The sequence below is a fragment of the Bradyrhizobium sp. 155 genome (assembly GCF_023101105.1).
GTDB lineage: Bacteria > Pseudomonadota > Alphaproteobacteria > Rhizobiales > Xanthobacteraceae > Bradyrhizobium > Bradyrhizobium canariense_D.
In genome coordinates this window covers 7,663,470-7,682,647 of record NZ_CP064704.1, presented here as the reverse complement: position 1 = coordinate 7,682,647, position 19,178 = coordinate 7,663,470, and the positions used below count along the sequence as shown (strand labels likewise).

The window sequence follows — 19,178 nt, the reverse complement described above, 5'->3', positions numbered from 1 at the left end:
AGCCAGATTTCAGACCGACAGGAAGCGGATTTCCGCGGGTATCGCAATCCGCCAAACAGGATCAAGGTGAATGGCTGACGTGAAATATGACGTTCTCGGCATCGGCAACGCGCTGTTCGACGTGCTGGTCAAGACCGACGAAGCCTTTCTGGGCAAGCACGGCATGACCAAGGGCAGCATGTCCCTGATCGACGAGGCGCGGGCCGCCGCCATCTACAAGGACATGGGCCCGGCGACGGAAGTTTCCGGCGGTTCGGCCGCCAACACCATCGTCGGCATCGGCAGCCTCGGGGCGCGCGCCGCCTATGTCGGCAAGGTCAAGGACGACCAGATCGGGAAGCTCTACGTCCACGACATCCGCGCGGCCGGCGTCGCCTTCAACACGCCCGCGGCGAAGGACGGTCCTGCGACCGGCTGCTCCTACATCCTGGTGACTGACGACGGCGAGCGCACCATGAACACCTATCTCGGCGCCGCGCAGGACCTGTCGCCCGCCGACATCGACCCGGCCGAGATCGCCGCGGCCGGCATCGTCTACCTCGAGGGCTATCTCTGGGACCCCAAGAACGCCAAGGACGCCTTCGTCAAGGCGGCCAAGATCGCTCATGATGCCAAGCGCAAGGTGGCGCTGACGTTGTCGGATTCCTTCTGCGTCGATCGTTATCGCGACGAGTTCCTGGGGCTGATGCGCAACGGCACCGTCGATATCGTGTTCGCGAACGAGTCCGAGCTGCATTCGCTCTACCAGACCTCGGACTTCGACACCGCGCTCAAGCAGCTGCGCAACGACGTCAATCTCGGCGTGGTCACCCGCAGCGAGAAAGGCTGCGTGGTGGTGACGCCAACTGACGCAGTCGCAGCCCCGGCGTCTCCGATCGCGAAACTCGTGGACACCACCGGGGCCGGCGATCTCTTCGCCGCCGGCTTCCTGTTCGGTCTGGCGCGCAACCTGCCCCACAAGCAGTGCGGCGAACTCGGCGCGCTCGCGGCCGCCGAAGTGATCCAGCACATCGGCGCGCGTCCACAGGTGTCGCTGAAGGAGCTCGCCGGGCAGCGCGGGCTGACGTCTTAAGGTGGAATAGCCTCATCCTCGCTGTCATCGCCCGGCTTGGCCGGGCGATCCAGTACTCCGAGACGGTCGTGATTCAATCGAGAAGCTTCGGCGTACTGGATTCCCCGCCTTCGCGGGGAATGACAGCTGCGGCTCACGCCGTCTTCGCGGCTTTCAGTCCAAGCCGTTGCTCCACGTCGTCGCGCATCAGGAATTTCTGGACCTTTCCGGTCACGGTCATCGGAAACTCGTCGACGAATTCCACGTACCGCGGAATCTTGTTGTGGGCGATCTGGCCGTCGCAGAAGGTGCGCACCTCTTCCTTCGTCAGCGTCTCGCCGGGCCTGACGCGGATCCAGGCGCAGAGCTCCTCGCCGTAGCGGGTATCCGCAACGCCAAAGATCTGCACGTCCTGAATCTTGGGATGGCGGTAGAGAAATTCCTCGATCTCGCGGGGATAGAGGTTCTCGCCGCCGCGGATCACCATGTCCTTGATGCGGCCGACGATGTTGCAATAACCCTGGTCGTCGATGATGGCGATGTCGCCGGTATGCATCCAGCCGTTGGCGTCGAGCACATCCGCGGTCTTCTCCGGCTCCTCCCAGTAGCCCAGCATCACGCTGTAGCCGCGGGTGCAGAGCTCGCCCCGTTCGCCGCGCTTGACGATCTTGCCCTCGAGATCGACGACCTTGACCTCGACATGCGGATGGATTCGCCCGACCGTCGAGACGCGGCGATCGAGCGGGTCGTCGACGGCGCTTTGGAAGCTGACCGGGCTCGTCTCGGTCATGCCATAGGCGATCGTGACCTCGCCCATGTTCATCTCGCTGTTGACGCGCTTCATCACCTCGATCGGGCAGGGTGCACCGGCCATGATGCCGGTGCGCAGCGATGTCAGATCGAAGTTTGAGAATTCGCCGTGGTCGAGTTCGGCGATGAACATGGTCGGCACACCGTACAGCGCGGTGCATTTTTCCTGCTCGATCGTCCGCAGCGTTGCGAGCGGATCAAACCCCTCGCCGGGATAGACCATCGTTGCGCCGAGCGTGACGGAGGCGAGGTTGCCCATCACCATGCCGAAGCAATGATAGAGCGGCACCGGAATGCAGATGCGGTCCTGTTCGGTCAGGCGCATGGCGCGGCCGACGAAATAGCCGTTGTTGAGAATGTTGTGATGGGTCAGCGTCACGCCCTTGGGCGATCCCGTCGTTCCGCTGGTGAACTGGATGTTGACGGCATCGTCGAATTGCAGCGAGGCACTGAGCGCGGCGAGCTGTTCGCGATGCAGGGTACCGCCCATGCCGGCGACCTCGTCGAACGGGACCGTGCCCGGGCAGGCGGGGCCGCCGATCTGGATCACGATGCGCAAGGCCGGCAGCCGCGCCGCGCGCAATTGCCCGGGCTTGGCGCTCGCGAGCTCCGGCAACAGCGTGTTGAGCATGTCCATGTAGTTGCTGGTCTTGAATGCCGTCGCGGTGACGATGGCGCTGCATCCGACCTTGTGAAGCGCGAATTCCAGCTCGCTCAGCCGGTAGGCCGGATTGATCGTCACCAGGATGAGGCCGGCCTTGGCGGCGGCAAACTGGGTCAGTGTCCATTCCGGCCGGTTCAGCGACCAGATGCCGATCCGCGCGCCGCGTTCGAGGCCGAGCGCGACAAAGCCGGCGGCGAGCGCGTCGACCCGCTGGGCAAACTCTCCCCATTTCCATCTCACGCCGTGGCTGGGCGAGACCAGCGCCTCACGATCGCTCCAGCGCCGCGCGGCCTGATCGAGGCTGCGCCCGATGGTGTCGCCGAGCAGCGGCGTGTCGGAGGTGCCGCAAACGTAACTGTCGGCTTTGTCTGCCAAGATCGTGTCCTCCAGTCAGCTGCGTGCACGGCCGGGACAACAAGCCCGGCCGTGACGCGTCGTGAGAGTCAGGCGCGCCTCACGCCGCCTTCTGCCCGCTTCCCGCATCGAGCCCGGCATAGACGCCGCGCTCGAAGCCGGCAAAAGCCTCGAGACACTTTGCGTCGGCGAATGGCAGCAGCTGCATCAGGATCACGCCGGTGACGTCGCGCGCCGGGTCGATCCAGTAATAGGTGTTGGCGAGGCCCGCCCAGGCGAGGCTGCCCGCGCTGCGGCCCTCGGCGGTCTTGGCGGTGTTGATCATGAAGCTGAGGCCCCACTTCTTCACCTGCTCCGGATAGAGATCGACGTCATTGGTGTACATCGGCGCCGCCGTGGTCATCTTGCCCATGGCGAGGTCGCCGATGTGGTTCTGCCCCATCGTCGCGATGGTCTCGGCCTTCAGCACCTGATTGCCGTTGCCGCGGCCCTTGTTCAGGATCATCTGGGTAAACTTGATGTAGTCGGCCGCGGTCGAATAAAGGCCGCCGCCGCCCATGTGGAATTCCGGCTCCTGCTCGAGCTCGAACGGGATCGCGGCGAGCTGGCCATCCTCGCCGCGCGCATGCATGCCGACCAGACGCTTGCGCATGTCGTCGGTGATCTTGAAAGCGGTATCGCTCATGCCGAGCGGTGCGAACAGATTGTCGCGCAGATAGGCATCGAGGCGCTTGCCGCTGACGGCTTCCACCGCCTTGCCGACGAAATCGATATTGGTGCCGTATTCCCAGCGCGTGCCGGGGTCGGTCATAACCGGCGTCTTCAACGCCGCGTTCTGGCAGGTGGTGATGGCGGGGATGCCGGATTTCTCGAGATGGATCGCGAGATCGCCGTTCCACATGTTGTAGGCAAAGCCGGCGGTGTGGGTCATGAGCTGGCGCAGCGTGATCGGCCCCTTGGCCGGCCGCAGCTTGGCTTCGCCCTTGGCATCGAAACCTTCGAGCACCTGCGGCTTGGCGAGATCGGGCAACACCTCGCCGATCGGCGCATCCAGCGACAGCTTGCCTTGCTCGACGAGCTGCATCGCGCCCGCTGATGTCACCGCCTTCGTCATCGATGCGATCCAGAACACGCTGTCGGCGGTCATCGCATCCGGCTTGGACAGGTCGCGTTTGCCGAACGCGCCCTGATACAGCACCTCGGTACCGCTGGCGGCGATGGCGACGACGCCGGGAATCTCCCTGGCCTCGCTCTTCTGGCGCAGAATCTCGTCGATCTCAGCTTTGCCTTGCATCCGCGTTTCCTCCGGTTTGATTATTGTTGGAAGCGATCGATTGTCCTCCCGCGTGCGCCGCGCGGCAAGCACATCCGCGTACCTGCCGCGGTCGCGATGTCGTGACTTGACGGTCGGCTCCCCTCGCACGACGACAAGGCGGCTGACCTGCAACACTCCGTCACAATCTGTGGTGGATGGCCGCAACCAGCCGTGACCGTGGATGGGTGCTGGCGAGATGTTTCGACTGTTTGAAGCACTTGAAACATTTTGTGAGCTGCGGCGTTCAGCTCTCGGCCGATCGACGGTCGACGTTAAGACTTGATGCAAATTGGCGGCCGCCCACCGGCCGCGAGGGGGGACCTCAGATGATTTCGACCTGGAGCGAATGGAAGCGCTATCCCCGTCCCGGACGGGGCGAGAATCTCGAAGCGCCGATCGCGCCCGGCATCTACGAGGTCCGCATCGCCGGCACCGGCGCACTTTATTCCTTCGGCGCTGTCGACAATCTGGCACAGGCGCTGGCGCTGCTGCCGGTCGGTTCAAAGTCCTGGTTCGGCCGCCGCAACGCGTCCGACGTTCCTGATCTCGAATACCGGACCTGCGCAACCTCCTCGAAGGCCGACGCCAAGGCCGCCGCCGAGCGCATGATCGGGCGGCGCGAGACCTATCTGAGCGGCGCGGCGTAACTCCGCCGCTCCGAGCCTGGCTCCCAGCAGATGTGCGTTGCGGGACGGTGCATTGCGCGCCGCGTCTCCCTATATTCCGGCCGAACCGGAACAGCCCGCAAAAGCCCCGCAGGAGCAACGCCATGACCCCGACCGCCGCCGCACGTGCCCAGCACGCCACGTCCAATCTGCGCGACCGGTTGAAGGACCCGTCGCTGCTGAAGGAGGCCTGTTACATCGACGGCACCTGGGTCGGCTCGCCGGTCTTCGCCGTCAACAATCCCGCAACCGGCATCGAGCTTGCAAAGGTTCCGCAGCTTTCGGCCGATGACGCCACCAGGGCGGTCGAGGCCGCCGAGCGCGCGTTCCCGGGCTGGGCCAAGCACACCGCCAAGCAGCGCTCCAATATTTTGCGCAAATGGTTCGAGCTGATCATCGCCAATCGCGAGGACCTCGCGCTGATCCTCACCTCCGAGCAGGGCAAGCCGCTCGCCGAAGCGCTCGGCGAGGTCGACATCGGCGGCGCCTATGTCGAATTTTTCGCCGAGGAGGCCCGCCGCGTCTATGGCGAGACGATTCCGACGCAGCGGCCGGATGCGCGCTTGCTCGCGATCAAGCAGCCGATCGGCGTCTGCGGCGCGATCACGCCGTGGAATTTCCCGAACTCGATGATCACACGAAAGGTTTCGCCGGCGCTTGCGGCCGGGTGCACCGTGGTGCTGAAGCCCGCCAATGAAACGCCGCTGTCGGCGCTGGCGCTTGCCGCGCTCGCGGAGAGAGCCGGCGTGCCCAAGGGTGTGTTCAACATCGTCACGGGCGATGCAGCGCCGATCGGCAAGGTGTTGTGCGAGCATCCGGCCGTGCGTTTCGTCGGCTTCACCGGCTCGACCGCGGTCGGCAAGATTCTCTACCGGCAGGCCTCCGTCGGCGTGAAGCGGCTCGGCCTCGAGCTCGGCGGCAACGCGCCGTTCGTGGTGTTCGACGACGCCGACATCGATGCGGCGGTCGACGGCGCGATCGTCTCGAAATACCGCAACATGGGCCAGACCTGCGTCTGCGCCAACCGCATCTACGCCCAGGACAAGATCTACGACGAGTTCGTGCAGAAGCTGTCGAAGAAAGTCGCGGCGATGAAGATCGGTGACGGTACCGAGAACGGCGTCACGCAGGGCCCACTGATCAATTTGAAAGCGGTCGACAAGGTCGAGCGCCATATCGCGGACGCCGTCAAGCGCGGCGCCAGGATCGTCACCGGCGGCAAGCGCAGCGAGCTCGGGCGTTCGTTCTTCGAGCCGACGGTGCTTGCCGACGTCGAGCCGGACTCGCTGGTGGCGCAGGAGGAAACCTTCGGCCCGCTCGCACCGGTGATCCGCTTCAAGGACGAGGCCGACGTCATCGCGATGTGCAACGCCTCGCCGTTCGGGCTCGCCTCCTACTTCTACTCCCGCGATCTCGGCCGCGTCTGGCGTGTCGCCGAGGCGCTGGAATCCGGCATGGTCGGCGTCAACACCGGCCTGATCACCACCGAAGTGGCGCCCTTCGGCGGCGTCAAGGAAAGCGGCCTCGGCCGCGAAGGCTCGCATCACGGCATGGAAGAATATGTCGAGATCAAATATGTGATGATGGCGGGGGTTTAGCTGCTGGTCGCCGTGGCCTGAAACGCGGCATCTACGGCGTTCGCCGTCCTCCCGTGAGGGCCTAACGTTCTCTGCAGCAGGGCTCAATGCAACGGCCCCTACGCAGGAGAACGTGATGACCAAACTAAGTGAGCTGGCGATCGAAGCCCATGGTGGGCTTCAGCGCTGGAACCAGTTCGAGCAGGTCGCGGCCGACCTTCAGCAGGGGGGCGTGTTGTGGTCCTTGAAAGGGGAGCCTGAGACGCTTCAGCAGACCACCGTGACGGTTGGTCTGCGCCAGGAATGGGCGTCCCACTCGCCCTTCGGCGCCGAGCGCCGCCGTTCGCGGTTCGAGCCGGGGCGGGTCGCCCTCGAAGCGGCCGACGGCACGGTGCTCGACGAGCTTCGTGACCCGCGCAGCAGCTTTGCAGGTCATACTCTGCAAACGCCGTGGACCGATCTCCAGCTCGCCTATTTCGCCGGCTGCGCCATGTGGACTTACCTCAACACCCCGTTCGTGCTCGCCTGGCCGGGAGTCGAGGCAGAAGAGCTGGAGCCGGTGCGTACGAATGACGGGCTGTGGCGCCGTCTTGCGGTCCGTTTTCCAAATGACATCGCAACGCACAGCGCGGTGCAGACGCTCTATTTCGATGCGGACGGACTCTTGAAGCGGCACGATTACGACGTGGAGATCGCCGGCAATACGCCCGGCGCGCATCTGATCGATGGCTATGTCGAGGTCTCGGGCATCCGGTTTCCGACCAAGCGTCGCATTTATGCACGGCAACCCGACGGCAGCTTCAGCACCGAGCCGCTGGTCGTCTCGATCGATCTGTCCAATATCCGGCTGAGCTGATTTGAGGCACGTCAGAGCATGGCGAGTGGCCCAGCCTCCTTGCGGAAGGTCCGCGGCGCCTCGCCATGCACGCGGACAAAAGCCTGTCGCATGCGCTCACGGGTCGCAAAGCCGGTCTCGCGCGCCACGACCTCGATCGGCAAACGAGTCTGCTCCAGCATCAGCTTCGCGGATTCGAGGCGCAAGGCTTCGACGGCCTTGGCCGGCGTCGTGCCGGTCGCCGAGCGGAAGAGTCGCGTGAATTGCCGCGGGCTGAGACAGGCGGCGCGGGCCAAATCTTCGATCGTGAGGCTCTCGCGCAGGTTTTGCCGGGCGTAGTTCAGGGCCTTCTGGATCCTGTCTTCGCTCGTTCCCACCTCCAGCAAAACCGAATGCTGCGATTGTCCGCCGGGGCGGCTGTGGTACATGACCATGCCTTTGGCCACGGAGCGAGCCCTCTCGGCACCGAGATCTCGTTCGATCATGCCGACGACCATGTCGGTGCCGGCGCTCATGCCGGCAGACGTCCAGATCTGGCCGTCGGCAATGAAGATCTTGTCGGCGTCCACATTGCAACCCGGGAATCTGGCCTGCATCTCCTGTGCGTAGCGCCAATGCGTGGTCGCTCGCCGCCCGTTCAACAGCCCGGCGTCACCGAGCACGAACGAGCCGAGACAGATCGACGAAACCCGCCGCGCATTCCGGGCCGCTGCGCGAAGCAGCCGGACGAGGCCGGGTGATGAGGTTGGAATGTCGAGGCCCGCCGCGACGATGAGGGTGTCGAAAGCGGCCTGATCGAAAGGCTCCGTCATGACTTGCATCCCAGCAGACGAGGTGACCAGCCCGCCGTCTTCCGAGAACGCACGAACATCGTAGATTTTTTCTCCAGCCTGCTTGTTCGCCACGTCGAAAGCGGCGACGGCGCCGAAACAGACGGCCTGGAAGCTCGGAGACAGAACCAAGCCGATTCTCATGATGACTCCTGGATGCGACGGACCACCTGTTTGTGCGCCTGCTCCCCTCGCCAATTCGATGGCCGAAATGATGGCATCTACGTCCTGTCGATGCCGTAAGCCGGCTGATACGTCTCCACCCTCGAGCGCGGGAAGACGACATACATATGGCGAGCGTCATATATGGAGTGCTCGCCGTCGTGCCAGCAGCCATCCGTGCACTTCAAGAAAAAGGAAAAGGCATGTCCCTTGAAACGGCGCGAACGGAATTCATCGAGGCCGGCGGTATGCGCTTTGCCTTCAGGCGCCTCGACCCGGCAAAGGGTATGCCACTGGTCCTGCTTCAGCATTTCACAGGCAACATGGATTCCTGGGATCCGGCCGTGGTGAACCGGCTCGCGGAAACCAGGCCGGTCATCGTTTTTAACAATGCGGGCGTCGGCACGAGCTCCGGCGCGACGCCGGACAACGTCGAGCGGATGGCGGCGGATGCCGAAACTTTCATCAGGGCGCTCGATCTCGGTGAGGTCGATCTTCTCGGCTTCTCGCTCGGTGGCATGATCGCTCAGGTGCTCGCTGCCCGGGGGACGGGGCTCGTCCGCAAGATGATCGTGGCGGGAGCGGCGCCGCGCGGCGGCGAGGAGCATCTGATGGCCGTCGTCAACGACGCCTTTGCCCGTGGGGCTGCCGATGTCAGGCTGCCGCTGTTCTTTACGCCCTCCGAGGCCAGCCAGCGCGCCGGTAGGGGCTTTATCGCGCGAGGACTGCGCGCGCACAGGACCGGGATCCCGAAAGCGGAGACAGTGTGAGCGAACCTCAGGCGAAGGCGATCATCACCTGGTGTGCCCGCAAGGACGAGGCGTCCATCCTCCGCGCAATCGCGCAGCCCACCTTGATTGTTCACGGCAGCGACGATTCAATGTTCCCGAGCATCAACGCCTACAACATGTTCAAGGCGATGAGTGATGCGCAGCTCATCCTGTATCCCGACTCCGGACACGGCGCACCTTTCCAATACCCGGATTTGTTCGTAGCACATTGCAGAACGTTTCTGGATGCGAGGGCTACCGCCTGAGCACCGCGATCGTGCGGTTCGCAAAGGTCAGCCGCTCCGCCATGACCGACACGAAATAGGTCAGCAGCTTGTGGCTGAGCGCTGGATCCTCGGTCTTGATGGCGTCGAACTGGTGCGTATTCAGCACGTAGAGCACGCTGTCGACCTCGGCCTGGATGGTCGCGCTGCGCGGTGTCTGTGACACCAGCCCCATCTCGCCGATCGTGGTGTAACGGCCGAGGCTGCGCACGCGTGTGGTGCGGTCGTGATCGGCCGGGATCATGATGCCGACGCGGCCGTCGAGGATGAAATGCATGGAATCGGCGGGGGCGCCGGCCTGCACGATGACCTCGCCGGCTTCGACCTCGATGCGCTGGCAGCGGCGGATCAGCTCGTCGGCGCCGTCTTCGCTGCCGAGCATTCGCGTGAACCAGTCACGCAGGCTGGCTTCTTCCTGCGCCAGCTCCTGATGCTGCGAGATGAGCTCGTTCTCGCACCATTCCAGCGCGCGATCGAGCTCGGGGATGATGGTGACGCCCTCGCCGACGAAGTCGCTGGAGCGCAGCACCTTCTCGGCCGCAGCCGACAGATGCACCAGGATCAGCTCGACTCCGAGATCGCCGGCGCTGCGCTTGATCTGGGCGAAACTATAGGCAGCCGATGAATCCACGCCGGTGACGAGCTTGAAGTCAAACAGCAGATAGCGGCACTCGGGGCGTTCCTGCAGCAGCTGCTTGACGTGCTGGTAGAGCCGGTTGGCGGAGCCGAAGAAGAGATAGCTCTGGAGATTGAGGCCCTGGATCTTGCCCCCGTGGGCAAGCAGCACGTCCTGGTCGTCGCGCGAGCGGTCGAGCGAGGAGCGGTACTCCGAGCCGTCGAAACTGTATTTGATCGACTCGACCCGCGCGGCGCTGAACGCAAACGTCGCGCAGCCGATGATGACGCCGATCAGGATGCCCGGAACGAAACCCCAGGCCACGATGATCGCGATGATGGCGATCAGCGAGAGATATTCGAGCTTCGACAGCCGCTTGCGCGACTCGATGATCCATTTGTGCAACTGGTCGGCGCCGAGATAGAGCAACAGCCCGCCGAGCACGCATTTGGGGATGAAGCCGAGCAGCTCGGGTGCGACGGCAAGCACCAGCAGCGACAGCGCTGCGGCGGTGAGGCCGGACAGTCGCCCGCGGCCGCCGCTGCTGAAATTGAGCATCGAGCGGCTGGTCGAGCTGCAACCGGGGTAGCCGCCCAGCATGCCGGTCAGGATGTTGGCGGCGCCGGTGACGTTCAGCTCACACTCCAGATTGGCTTCGCGATGCGTGGCCACCTCGATGCCGGTGGTGTTGAACAGCGTGCTGGAGGCCGTGACGAAGATGACGGCGACGACATTGCCAAGCAGGTCCGGTATGGCAAACCAGGGATAGCGGGCGAGATCGTCGGTATGCCAGGGCAGCATGAAGACCGCTTGCGGCGGTGGCTGAAAGGTCCAGCCCAATGTGCGCGCCTCATCGAAGGAAACGCCGGTGATCCAGAACGCCAGATGCGCGGTGAGCACGCCGCCGACCAGGATGATCGGCAGTCCGAACGGGCTGCGCGAGCGGTGCCAGGTGAGATACAGCACCAGCGCCATCGCGCAGGCGCCACCGAGCTCCAGCAGGATGGTGCGGTCGGCGAAGTGCGACAGCGTCGTGAACTGCAGCGGATGGTCGGTGATCACCCGGACCGCACCCATGACGATGAGAAGTCCGGTGGCGCCGAGGAAGCCGCCGACCACCGGATAAGGCACGTAACGGATGGCGCGGCCAAGCCGCGTCAGGCCCAGTCCACACAGCACCAATCCTGTCAGCATCGTCGACAGGCCGAGCGTGATCAGGATAGGGGACAGCAACGGCGTCGACAGGTTCGCCGTCTCGATGCGTTCGACCACCGAGGCCGCCAGGATACCCGTCACCGCGGCGGTCGAGCTGTCGGGGGCTGCAATCGCGAAGGGCAGCGAGCTGCCGAGCCCGACGACGGCCGCAAGCACCGCGGAGCTGACGAAAGTGGCCGTGATGCCGTAGGACAGATAGGGCGACAACGGCCCCGCGAAGATCAGCAGCGCGTAGGACAGTCCGAACGTGACGGTCAGGACGCTGGCGGCGCTCCCGCCCAATATATCGTTCAGCGCGCGCTTGAGGGCCGGATTGAGCCCGGTCGACGGAGTGAAGCCAATCGCTGGATCTGTCACGCCGTGCCACTCGCTGAGTATTCCCCTCCGAGAGGTAGACGACTGGAGACTTAGCGCAACAAGATTCTTGCAAGCCGGATGGAAGAAACCGAAGCGCCCGCCATTCGGTGTCGTCCTGGCGAAAGCCAGGACCCATTATCCCAGGGAGGAGTCGTGCCGCGAGGTGACGGCCACAGTCTTCGCCAAACCGCGCCCGGTGGTAATGGGTCCTGGATCGGCGCTCACTTCGTTCGCTGGTCCAGGACGACGCTAAGGGCCTGCACTAGATCTTGAGTTCGCTTCCCGTCACGCGGCGATATGCTTCCAGATACCGCTTGCTGGTCGCGTCCACCACGCTTGCGGGCAAAGGCGGCGGCGGGGCGTCGCCGTTCCAGCGGCCGGCGCGGCGCTCGACATCGAGATAGTCGCGCAAGGGCTGCTTGTCGAAGCTCGCCTGCGGCTGGCCGGGTTTGTAGGCATCGACGGCCCAGAAGCGCGAACTATCCGGCGTCATGACTTCGTCGATCAGGATGATGCGGCCGTCCTTGTCGCGGCCGAATTCGAACTTGGTGTCGGCGATGATAATGCCCTGTTCGCGGGCGAGCTCCTCGCCGAGCGTGTAGATCGCGCGCGTCATGCTCTCGAGCGTGTAGGCCGTCTCGTCGCCGACGACCTCGCGCATTTTTGCGATGGTAATGTTCTCGTCATGGCCGGTCTCGGCCTTGGTCGCCGGGCTGAAGATCGAGGGCTCCAGCTTCTCGCTCTCGACAAGTCCCGCCTTCAGCTTCTCGCCGGCCAGCGTTCCGCTTGCTGCATATTCCTTCCAGGCCGAGCCCGAGAGATAACCGCGGATCACGCATTCGATCGGAAACACCGTGGTCCGGCGGCACAGCATGGCGCGGCCGAGAATCTCGGCACGATGCGGCTTCAAGGCCGGCACGGCGGCGATGATCTCGTCGGTGTCGGCGCTGATCATGTGATGCGGCACCACGCCTTCGAGCTCGTTGAACCAGAAGGCGCTGATTTGCGTCAGTACCGCGCCCTTCATCGGGATGGTCTCGCCCATCACGACATCGAAGGCGCTGATGCGGTCCGTGGTGACGAGCAGCAGGCGGTCGTCGTCGACGGCGTAGATATCGCGCACCTTGCCGCGCCCGATCTTGGGCAGGGGCAGGTCGCTGGAGAGCATGGTGGTCATCGGCAGAACTTTCGGAGCAAGGCCTTGCGACGGGACATCCGGCCGAGCCTGATCGCGCGACCGGAAGCCGGATTAGCCTATTCCGGCAGCGGAATGAACTCATGTTCCTGCGGAACTGCGGCGAAGCGGCCGGTTTTCCAGTCCTGCTTGGCCTGCTCGATCCGCTCCTTGCTGGAGGAGACGAAATTCCACCAGATGTGGCGCGGGCCCTCCAGGGCGTCGCCGCCCAGAAACATCATCCGCGTGGCCTTGAGCGCCTTCACCGTGATGCGGTCGCCCGGGCGGAAGATCAGCAGTCGCGGCCCTTCGTAGCGCTCGTTCGCGATCTCGACCTCGCCGTCGACCACGTAAATGGCGCGCTCCTCATGATCAGGGTCGAGCGGCACGACCGCGCCCGCGGCCGCCGTGACCTCGGTATAGAACCACGGCGACACCATCGAAACAGGTGAGGTGATGCCGAAGGACGAGCCCGCGATCACCTTTGCGGTGAAGTCGCGCTCGGTGACCATCGGCAGGTCACCCGCGCCGTAGTGCTGGAACGACGGGGCGATCTCTTCCGATCCGGCCGGCAGCGCGATCCAGCTTTGCAGGCCCAGCATCTTCTGCCCCGAGGCGCGCTGCACATCCGGCGTGCGCTCGGAATGCGCGATGCCGCGGCCGGCCGTCATCAAATTCATCGCGCCAGGCTGGATCTCCTGGATGTTGCCCTCACTGTCGCGATGCATGATCGCGCCGTCGAACAGATAGGTGACCGTGGCAAGCCCGATATGCGGGTGCGGCCGCACGTCCATGCCCTTGCCGGAGACGAACTGCACCGGCCCGAAATGGTCGAAGAAGATGAAGGGCCCGACCATCTGCCGCTTGCCGTGCGGCAACGCGCGCCGCACCGCGAAGCCGTCGCCGAGATCGCGCGTGCGCGGCACGATGACGAGATCGAGCGCATCGCAGGACATGGGATCGCCGAGCACGGGATCGTTCGAGGGTTGCCAGCTCATGGTAAAACTCCGTCTAAATTGCTTGGGCTCGATACTAGCAGGATTCCGCGCCAGCGTCGCGGCTAAGCCCGCTGTTATGCCCCGCGAAGGCGGGGCATCCAGTACGCGGCGGCCTATCCGTTCAATCATGGCCGTCTCGGAGTACTGGATCGTCCGGTCAAGCCGGACGATGACAGCTGTGGTGCGGATGGTGCTTGAAAACATACGCCTGACGAAGGATGTTCGGCTGATGTCAACCGCGACCCATCGCAACACCCGATGACCCCAGCCGCAGCCGAGCTCGCCTTTCGCGCCGCCGCCGTGGCGCTGCTGCTGGTGTTGGCAGCGTCATTACTCTCGGATTTCCGCAATGTGCTGGCAGCCCGGCTCGGTGCGGCCTTTGCGCTCGGCTCGGCCGCGCATGCTGTGAGCTATTCTGTCGGAACATCATCGCTGGTACCGGCATGGCATGCGCCGCTGATCGCGTTGTCGACCGGCAATATCGTGGTGTTCTGGCTGTTCACGCGCGCGCTGTTCGACGATGAGTTTCGCCTGCGCCGGTGGCACGGATTGACCTGGGCGTTGGTGGCAGCCTTCAGCTTCGTCAGCTGTCTCTGGATCGCACCCGGCGGACATGTCCGGGTCGCCGTCACCGCGGTGAACCTGATCGTGCTCGGCTTCATTGCGCTCGCGATCGTGCAGACGATCGCCTCATGGTCAGCCGATCTGGTCGAGCGCCGCCGCCGCGTCCGTATCTTCATTGTCTGTGCTGCCGCGCTCTATGGCGGATTGAACGCGGTGCTCCAGATCCTTGTCGTCGGCAGTGACGTCGGCGACGTCGCCAACACCGTCAATACAGGCGTGCTCGCCGGCATTGTCGCGGCCATCGCCTATGCGATGATGCGCGTCGATGGCGCCGACCTGTTTCCAGCCGCCGCGGAAGCGGCGCCCGCGATCGCGGCGAGCCAGCCTGTCGGCGAGGATGCCCCCGACCAAAAGCTCATCGACGCCCTGATGCGGCTGATGGCGGACGAACGGATCTATCGCCAGGAGAACATCAGCATCGGCGTGCTGGCGGGCCGGCTGAAGATTCCCGAATACCGGCTGCGCCGGCTGATCAACCAGGGGCTCGGCTACCGCAATTTCAATGTGTTCCTGAACAACCACCGGATCGAAGAGGCCAAGGCAGCCCTCGCCGATCCCGCCCAGGCCAAGGTCCCCGTCATCACCATCGCGTTGGATTCTGGCTTCCAGTCGCTAGGCCCCTTCAACCGCGCCTTCAAGGCCGTGACCGGCGTGACGCCGACGGAGTACCGGCGGCTGAAGGTGAATGCCGTCTAATCTTTAGCACGCTGTAATATCAAGGTTATTTTGGAATCGGCGAGCGTCTCGCTGCTTTCGGCTCTGCCGTTTTCCAAATCCGGCGAGCGGGCATCGCGTGAATGCCGCTTCGTCTCCGGCACACGCCTCAAGCCGGAGCAAGCCCGTGACCCGCCGCCGCAAGATCGTCCTTCTCACCATCGCCATCGTCTTTGCCGGCCTCGCGCTCGGCACGGTTCGCGCCCATGACGTGCCCAAGGTCGTCACCGGCTTCATCGCCGACGTGCTCTGCGCGGAGACGTTTGTCTCGGGCCTCGATATCAGGCCTAACCTGACGGAGACCATTGATGCGATGCCGGGCGCAAGTCTGTTCGCCTGGGCGATGGACTATCGGGTCGATCGCGCGCGCAAGGATGTTACGGTGACGCTGTTCGGCATCGGTCGCAGCCACGCCGTCTATCGCGAGGGACTCGGCTGCACGCTCGAGCACGGCGGAGGGATCACCGACGTCACGTTGCCGCCGGATGACAGGCAGCCGGCGTTGCTGCCCGAGATCGCCGGGCCCGCGGTCGTGTCGCCACAGAGCCCGGAGCTGTCAGCCGCACTCGATCGCGCCTTCGCTGAGCCGCCATCGCCGCCATTCCGCCGCACCCGCGCAATCGTCGTCATGAAGTCGGGCCGCATCATCGCGGAGCGCTATGCGGACGGCATCGGACCGGAGACGCCGCTGCTCGGCTTCTCCATGACCAAGTCCGTGATCTCGGCTCTCACCGGGATCCTCGTGCGCCAGGGCCGACTGAAGCTCGACGGGCCCGCACCGGTCGCCGCCTGGACAAATCCGGACGATCCGCGTCACGCCATCACCGTCGATCAATTGCTGCGCCACACCGCGGGCCTGGCGCTCGGCAGCTCGCTTCAGGCCTCGCTTGGCTCCGCCTTCGAGCCGGTCAATCGCATGAAATTCGTGGAGGCCGACATGGCCGCCTATGCAGCGAGCATGCCGCTTGCGACCGCGCCGGGCACCGTGTGGAATTATCACGATGGCAACACCATCATGCTCGCGCATCTGATCCGCAACGCCGCCGGCGGCAATCCCGCCGATGCGCTTGCCTTCGCGCGCCGCGAATTGTTCGCGCCGCTCGGCATGCGACACGTCACGCTCCAGCTCGACGGCGCCGGCACGATCGAGGGGTCGAGCGAGATGCTCGCATCCGCGCGCGACTGGGCGCGTTTCGGCCAGCTCTATCTCGACGACGGCGTCGCCGGCGGCCGGCGCATCCTGCCCGAGGGCTGGGTGAATTACTCGGCGTCGGCGACGCCCAATGCCTGGGTCGGTATCGGCGCCGGATTCTGGACCAACCAGGGCGACAGCTTTGGCGCGACCTTTCGCGTCGATCACGGCTGGCCGCGCGATGCCTTCTTCGCCAAGGGCACGATCGGGCAGTATACAATCGTGATTCCGTCGGAACGACTCGTGATCGTGCGGCTCGGCCGTTCGCCGAACTCACCGCCGGAAGCGGACGGTGTGTTTGATCTGGTGCGGGATGTGATTGCGGCAACGCGCGCTAAAGGGAAGGTGGCGGGGATGGATTGAGGTGCTTTACCTTCCCAGCTCCGTCGCCTTTGCCACGCGATCGAACCGCTCCAGCGTCATGATCGCGTCTGCGAATTTCTCCGCGCGCGCATTCAGCACCGGGCGTGCCAGCGTCAAGAATTTTTGCTGCATCGCCTGTGCATCCGGGAACGAGGTCGGCTCCCCCGAGGGATCGGCGTAGAGCCGCTCATGCACGCCGTCGTCCGTCGTGATACTCACGCGCGCGCCAAAGGGGTGGGTGCGGCCGATTTCGAGGCGATCGTCCTGCACTACGTCGAACTTGTCGGCGAGTGCGTCGATGGCGGCGTCGCCAAGACGATTGTAGTCGTCCCAGCCAAATGAGCCCTGGTCGAGCGCGAGCGCGCCGGTGAAGAACATCGAGAACTGGCCGCCGACGATCGAGGTCGGGTGGCGCTTGGTCGCGGCGTCGCCGGTGAGCGTGATGCCGTTGCGATGCAGGCCGATTTCGACCCGCTTGACCTGATCGGGCGTCAGATTGTGCTCGCGCCGCATTGCGATCAGCGCGTCGATCGCGGCGTGGGTATAGCGGCAGCTCGGATACGGTTTGACGCCGATCTTCATGGTCTCGTAGGTCTTGCCGAGCTCGGCGACCGCCTTGTCGGGATGCGCATCGTCGGTGTAGCCGGCGAGCAGGCCATGTTTGCCCTCCACGGATTCCGTCGCCCCGACGAAGTCGTTGCGCGCCAGCGTCGCGGCGATCACGCCATTCATCGCGGCGGCTCCGACCTGGTAGCGCTTGTTCCAGGCGCCATTGACCAGGAATTGCAGCGAGCCCGCGGCCTGGCTGCCGGCGACGCCGAAGGCGGCGATGAGCTGTTGCTCGGACAGGCCGAACAGTTTTCCGGCGGCCGCTGCTGCGCCATAGGTGCCAGCGGTGGCGGTCGGATGGAAGCCGCGCGCATAATGCGAGGTCGGGTCGAGCGCGTTGCCGAGCCGGCAGCAGACCTCATAGCCCGCAACGATCGCGGTCAGCACGTCGCGGCCCGACGCGCCGACCATCTCGCCGATGGCGAAGGCGGCCGGAACGACCGGCGCGCTCGGGTGCAGCGAGGAGTCCGCATGGGTGTCGTCGAAGTCGAGGGAATGGCCGAGCGCGCCGTTGAGCAGCGCCGCGACCGCCGGCGTCCAGGTCTTGCTGTCGCCGAACACGGTGGATTCGCCCCTGGTGTCGAGCGCGAGCGCCTCCAGCATCTTCAGGATCGAGGGGGTCGATTCCGCTTCGCTGCGGGCGCGGATGGCGCTGCCCAGGAAGTCCAGCGTCAGCACCTTTGCGCGATCCAGCACTTCCGCCGGAATATCCCCGTATTTCAGATTGAAGACATAGGCAGCGAGCGTTGCGGTTTCGTGGGCCATCGTGTTTCCTCGTTTTGGCGCGCAAGTTAGGCGGGCTGATTTGGCCTTTCAAGCGGCCATGGGCTGCGGGCATCAGCTATGCTTTTGGCCGGCTCCAAGAGGATCGGGATATTCCACGATGGGACTTCCAAAAGATGTGTTCGACCGGGTCCGGGCGCGGCGAACGCAACTGGGCCTGGCGATCCGGGTCACGGTCGCGGCCACCGCGGCCTACGCGATCGCCACCGCGCTGCATCTGCTGCTGCCGCTCTGGGCGGTGCTGACCTCGCTGATCGTGACCCAGTTGAGCGTCGGGCGCTCGCTGAAGGCGACGCGCGATTACGTGCTCGGCACCATCGGCGGCGCCATCTATGGGGGCGCCATCGCGATCCTGATCCCTTATTCGACCGAGGCCGGCCTGTTGGGCCTGCTGGTGCTGGCGGTCGCGCCACTCGCCTTCGTCGCCGCGATCAACCCGAGCCTCAATGCAGCGACGGTCACCGCCATCATCGTGCTGCTGGTTCCGACGATGCATCATTCCGATCCCATGACATCGGCAATCGATCGGGTCAGCGAGGTCGGGGTCGGCGCAATCACGGGATTGCTGGTCTCGTTCCTGGTGCTGCCCTCGCGCGCGGTGCGCCAGATCCGCGCCAGCGCGGCAAGGCTGCTCGAGCTGATCGCGGACGCCTTCACCGAGCTGCTCGCGGGTCTCACGCGCGGCCGCGACAACGATGCGCTGCACCGGATCCAGGACGGCATCGGCACCGCGATGGTGGGCATGAATGCGATCGGTGCCGAAGCCGAGCGCGAGCGGGCCGCGCGCCTGTCAAGCGGGCCCGACACCGGTCCCTTGCTGCGAACGATCCTACGGCTGCGCCACGACGTCGTGATGATCGGCCGCTCGACCGTGGTGCCGTTGCCGGCCGAGGTGCAGATGCGGCTCGCCGCGCCGCTGGCGGAGGTCAGTGCGGCGATCGTGCGCTTTCTGCGCTCGGCGGCCGAAGCGTTGCGGGCTGGTGCCGGCGCGCCGCCGATTCATCCCGTGCACGTCGCGCTCCAGCATTACGCCGAGGCGGTTGCCGCCGTTCGCCAGGACGGCCTGATCCGCGGCCAGCCGAGCGACACCGCCGAGCGCTTCTTCGCGATCGGCTTCTCGCTGGAGCAGATGCACCAGAATCTCTGCGATCTCGATCGCGTCGTCGGCGAGTGGTCGGAAGCCTCGTCGGACAAGTCAGCGCGCTTGGCCGAGTGA

Annotated in this window: 14 protein-coding genes and 1 pseudogene; 8 read left to right on the top strand and 7 right to left on the bottom strand. The window is 64.9% G+C overall.

Annotation, left to right across the window (positions count from 1 at the left end):
- Positions 1-70 precede the first annotated feature (70 nt).
- Entirely contained in the window at positions 71-1,072 is a 1,002-nt protein-coding gene (locus IVA93_RS36385; protein ID WP_018455817.1) for an adenosine kinase, read from the top strand.
- A 133-nt stretch (positions 1,073-1,205) separates the two neighbouring features.
- Here IVA93_RS36385 and IVA93_RS36380 read toward each other — a convergent pair whose 3' ends face one another.
- Positions 1,206-2,900: an AMP-binding protein gene (locus IVA93_RS36380; RefSeq protein ID WP_018455818.1), complete on the bottom strand. Its 1,695-nt coding sequence runs from the start codon at positions 2,898-2,900 to the stop codon at positions 1,206-1,208.
- Between the two features lie 79 nt (positions 2,901-2,979).
- Entirely contained in the window at positions 2,980-4,173 is a 1,194-nt protein-coding gene (locus tag IVA93_RS36375; protein WP_018455819.1) for a serine hydrolase domain-containing protein, read from the bottom strand.
- 347 nt (positions 4,174-4,520) lie between these two features.
- Between IVA93_RS36375 and IVA93_RS36370 the strand changes: the two genes are divergently transcribed.
- From IVA93_RS36370 to IVA93_RS36360, 3 genes are all read left to right on the top strand, one after another.
- On the top strand, positions 4,521-4,841 hold the full coding sequence (locus tag IVA93_RS36370; RefSeq protein WP_007603877.1) for a hypothetical protein: 321 nt from the start codon (positions 4,521-4,523) through the stop codon (positions 4,839-4,841).
- Positions 4,842-4,963: 122 nt separating this feature from the next.
- Positions 4,964-6,457, top strand: coding sequence for an NAD-dependent succinate-semialdehyde dehydrogenase (locus IVA93_RS36365; protein WP_018455820.1), 1,494 nt, complete (start codon positions 4,964-4,966; stop codon positions 6,455-6,457).
- A gap of 115 nt (positions 6,458-6,572) precedes the next feature.
- Complete coding sequence (locus IVA93_RS36360; RefSeq protein WP_018455821.1) at positions 6,573-7,292, top strand: hypothetical protein; 720 nt, start codon at positions 6,573-6,575, stop codon at positions 7,290-7,292.
- An 11-nt stretch (positions 7,293-7,303) separates the two neighbouring features.
- On the opposite strand, the gene IVA93_RS36355 is transcribed toward IVA93_RS36360, so the two are convergent.
- Positions 7,304-8,245, bottom strand: coding sequence for a GlxA family transcriptional regulator (locus IVA93_RS36355; RefSeq protein ID WP_018455822.1), 942 nt, complete (start codon positions 8,243-8,245; stop codon positions 7,304-7,306).
- A gap of 221 nt (positions 8,246-8,466) precedes the next feature.
- Between IVA93_RS36355 and IVA93_RS36350 the strand changes: the two are divergent.
- Positions 8,467-9,299: pseudogene (locus IVA93_RS36350) on the top strand (alpha/beta fold hydrolase).
- Here IVA93_RS36350 and IVA93_RS36345 read toward each other — a convergent pair.
- From IVA93_RS36345 to IVA93_RS36335, 3 genes are all read right to left on the bottom strand, one after another.
- Positions 9,289-11,505 carry an SLC26A/SulP transporter family protein gene (locus tag IVA93_RS36345; RefSeq protein WP_018455823.1) on the bottom strand — a complete coding sequence of 739 codons (2,217 nt, stop codon included), beginning with the start codon at positions 11,503-11,505 and terminating at the stop codon, positions 9,289-9,291. The pseudogene IVA93_RS36350 and the gene IVA93_RS36345 overlap by 11 nt on opposite strands.
- Positions 11,506-11,767: 262 nt before the next feature.
- Positions 11,768-12,682 (bottom strand): phosphoribosylaminoimidazolesuccinocarboxamide synthase, encoded by a 915-nt coding sequence (locus IVA93_RS36340; protein ID WP_018455824.1) that lies wholly within the window; start codon positions 12,680-12,682, stop codon positions 11,768-11,770.
- Between the two features lie 77 nt (positions 12,683-12,759).
- Positions 12,760-13,677 (bottom strand): pirin family protein, encoded by a 918-nt coding sequence (locus tag IVA93_RS36335; protein WP_018455825.1) that lies wholly within the window; start codon positions 13,675-13,677, stop codon positions 12,760-12,762.
- Positions 13,678-13,935: 258 nt separating this feature from the next.
- Between IVA93_RS36335 and IVA93_RS36330 the strand changes: the two genes are divergently transcribed.
- Both IVA93_RS36330 and IVA93_RS36325 read left to right on the top strand, forming a co-directional pair.
- Complete coding sequence (locus IVA93_RS36330; RefSeq protein WP_247789583.1) at positions 13,936-14,997, top strand: AraC family transcriptional regulator; 1,062 nt, start codon at positions 13,936-13,938, stop codon at positions 14,995-14,997.
- 145 nt (positions 14,998-15,142) lie between these two features.
- Positions 15,143-16,570: a serine hydrolase domain-containing protein gene (locus IVA93_RS36325; RefSeq protein WP_018455827.1), complete on the top strand. Its 1,428-nt coding sequence runs from the start codon at positions 15,143-15,145 to the stop codon at positions 16,568-16,570.
- Positions 16,571-16,576: 6 nt separating this feature from the next.
- On the opposite strand, the gene IVA93_RS36320 is transcribed toward IVA93_RS36325, so the two are convergent.
- The gene (locus tag IVA93_RS36320; protein WP_018455828.1) at positions 16,577-17,944 is read right to left on the bottom strand and encodes an MmgE/PrpD family protein; all 1,368 of its coding nucleotides are present in this window, start codon (positions 17,942-17,944) and stop codon (positions 16,577-16,579) included.
- Positions 17,945-18,062: 118 nt separating this feature from the next.
- Between IVA93_RS36320 and IVA93_RS36315 the strand changes: the two genes are divergently transcribed.
- Positions 18,063-19,178, top strand: coding sequence for an FUSC family protein (locus IVA93_RS36315; protein ID WP_018455829.1), 1,116 nt, complete (start codon positions 18,063-18,065; stop codon positions 19,176-19,178).

What these genes read in the sequence shown, in the direction of transcription:
- IVA93_RS36385 (WP_018455817.1), top strand. Translation starts at nt 71, where the DNA reads ATGGCTGACGTGAAATATGACGTTCTCGGCATCGGCAACGCGCTGTTC.
- IVA93_RS36375 (WP_018455819.1), bottom strand. Translation starts at nt 4,173, where the DNA reads ATGCAAGGCAAAGCTGAGATCGACGAGATTCTGCGCCAGAAGAGCGAG.
- IVA93_RS36370 (WP_007603877.1), top strand. Translation starts at nt 4,521, where the DNA reads ATGATTTCGACCTGGAGCGAATGGAAGCGCTATCCCCGTCCCGGACGG.
- IVA93_RS36365 (WP_018455820.1), top strand. Translation starts at nt 4,964, where the DNA reads ATGACCCCGACCGCCGCCGCACGTGCCCAGCACGCCACGTCCAATCTG.
- IVA93_RS36360 (WP_018455821.1), top strand. Translation starts at nt 6,573, where the DNA reads ATGACCAAACTAAGTGAGCTGGCGATCGAAGCCCATGGTGGGCTTCAG.
- IVA93_RS36355 (WP_018455822.1), bottom strand. Translation starts at nt 8,245, where the DNA reads ATGAGAATCGGCTTGGTTCTGTCTCCGAGCTTCCAGGCCGTCTGTTTC.
- IVA93_RS36340 (WP_018455824.1), bottom strand. Translation starts at nt 12,682, where the DNA reads ATGACCACCATGCTCTCCAGCGACCTGCCCCTGCCCAAGATCGGGCGC.
- IVA93_RS36335 (WP_018455825.1), bottom strand. Translation starts at nt 13,677, where the DNA reads ATGAGCTGGCAACCCTCGAACGATCCCGTGCTCGGCGATCCCATGTCC.
- IVA93_RS36330 (WP_247789583.1), top strand. Translation starts at nt 13,936, where the DNA reads ATGACCCCAGCCGCAGCCGAGCTCGCCTTTCGCGCCGCCGCCGTGGCG.
- IVA93_RS36320 (WP_018455828.1), bottom strand. Translation starts at nt 17,944, where the DNA reads ATGGCCCACGAAACCGCAACGCTCGCTGCCTATGTCTTCAATCTGAAA.
- IVA93_RS36315 (WP_018455829.1), top strand. Translation starts at nt 18,063, where the DNA reads ATGGGACTTCCAAAAGATGTGTTCGACCGGGTCCGGGCGCGGCGAACG.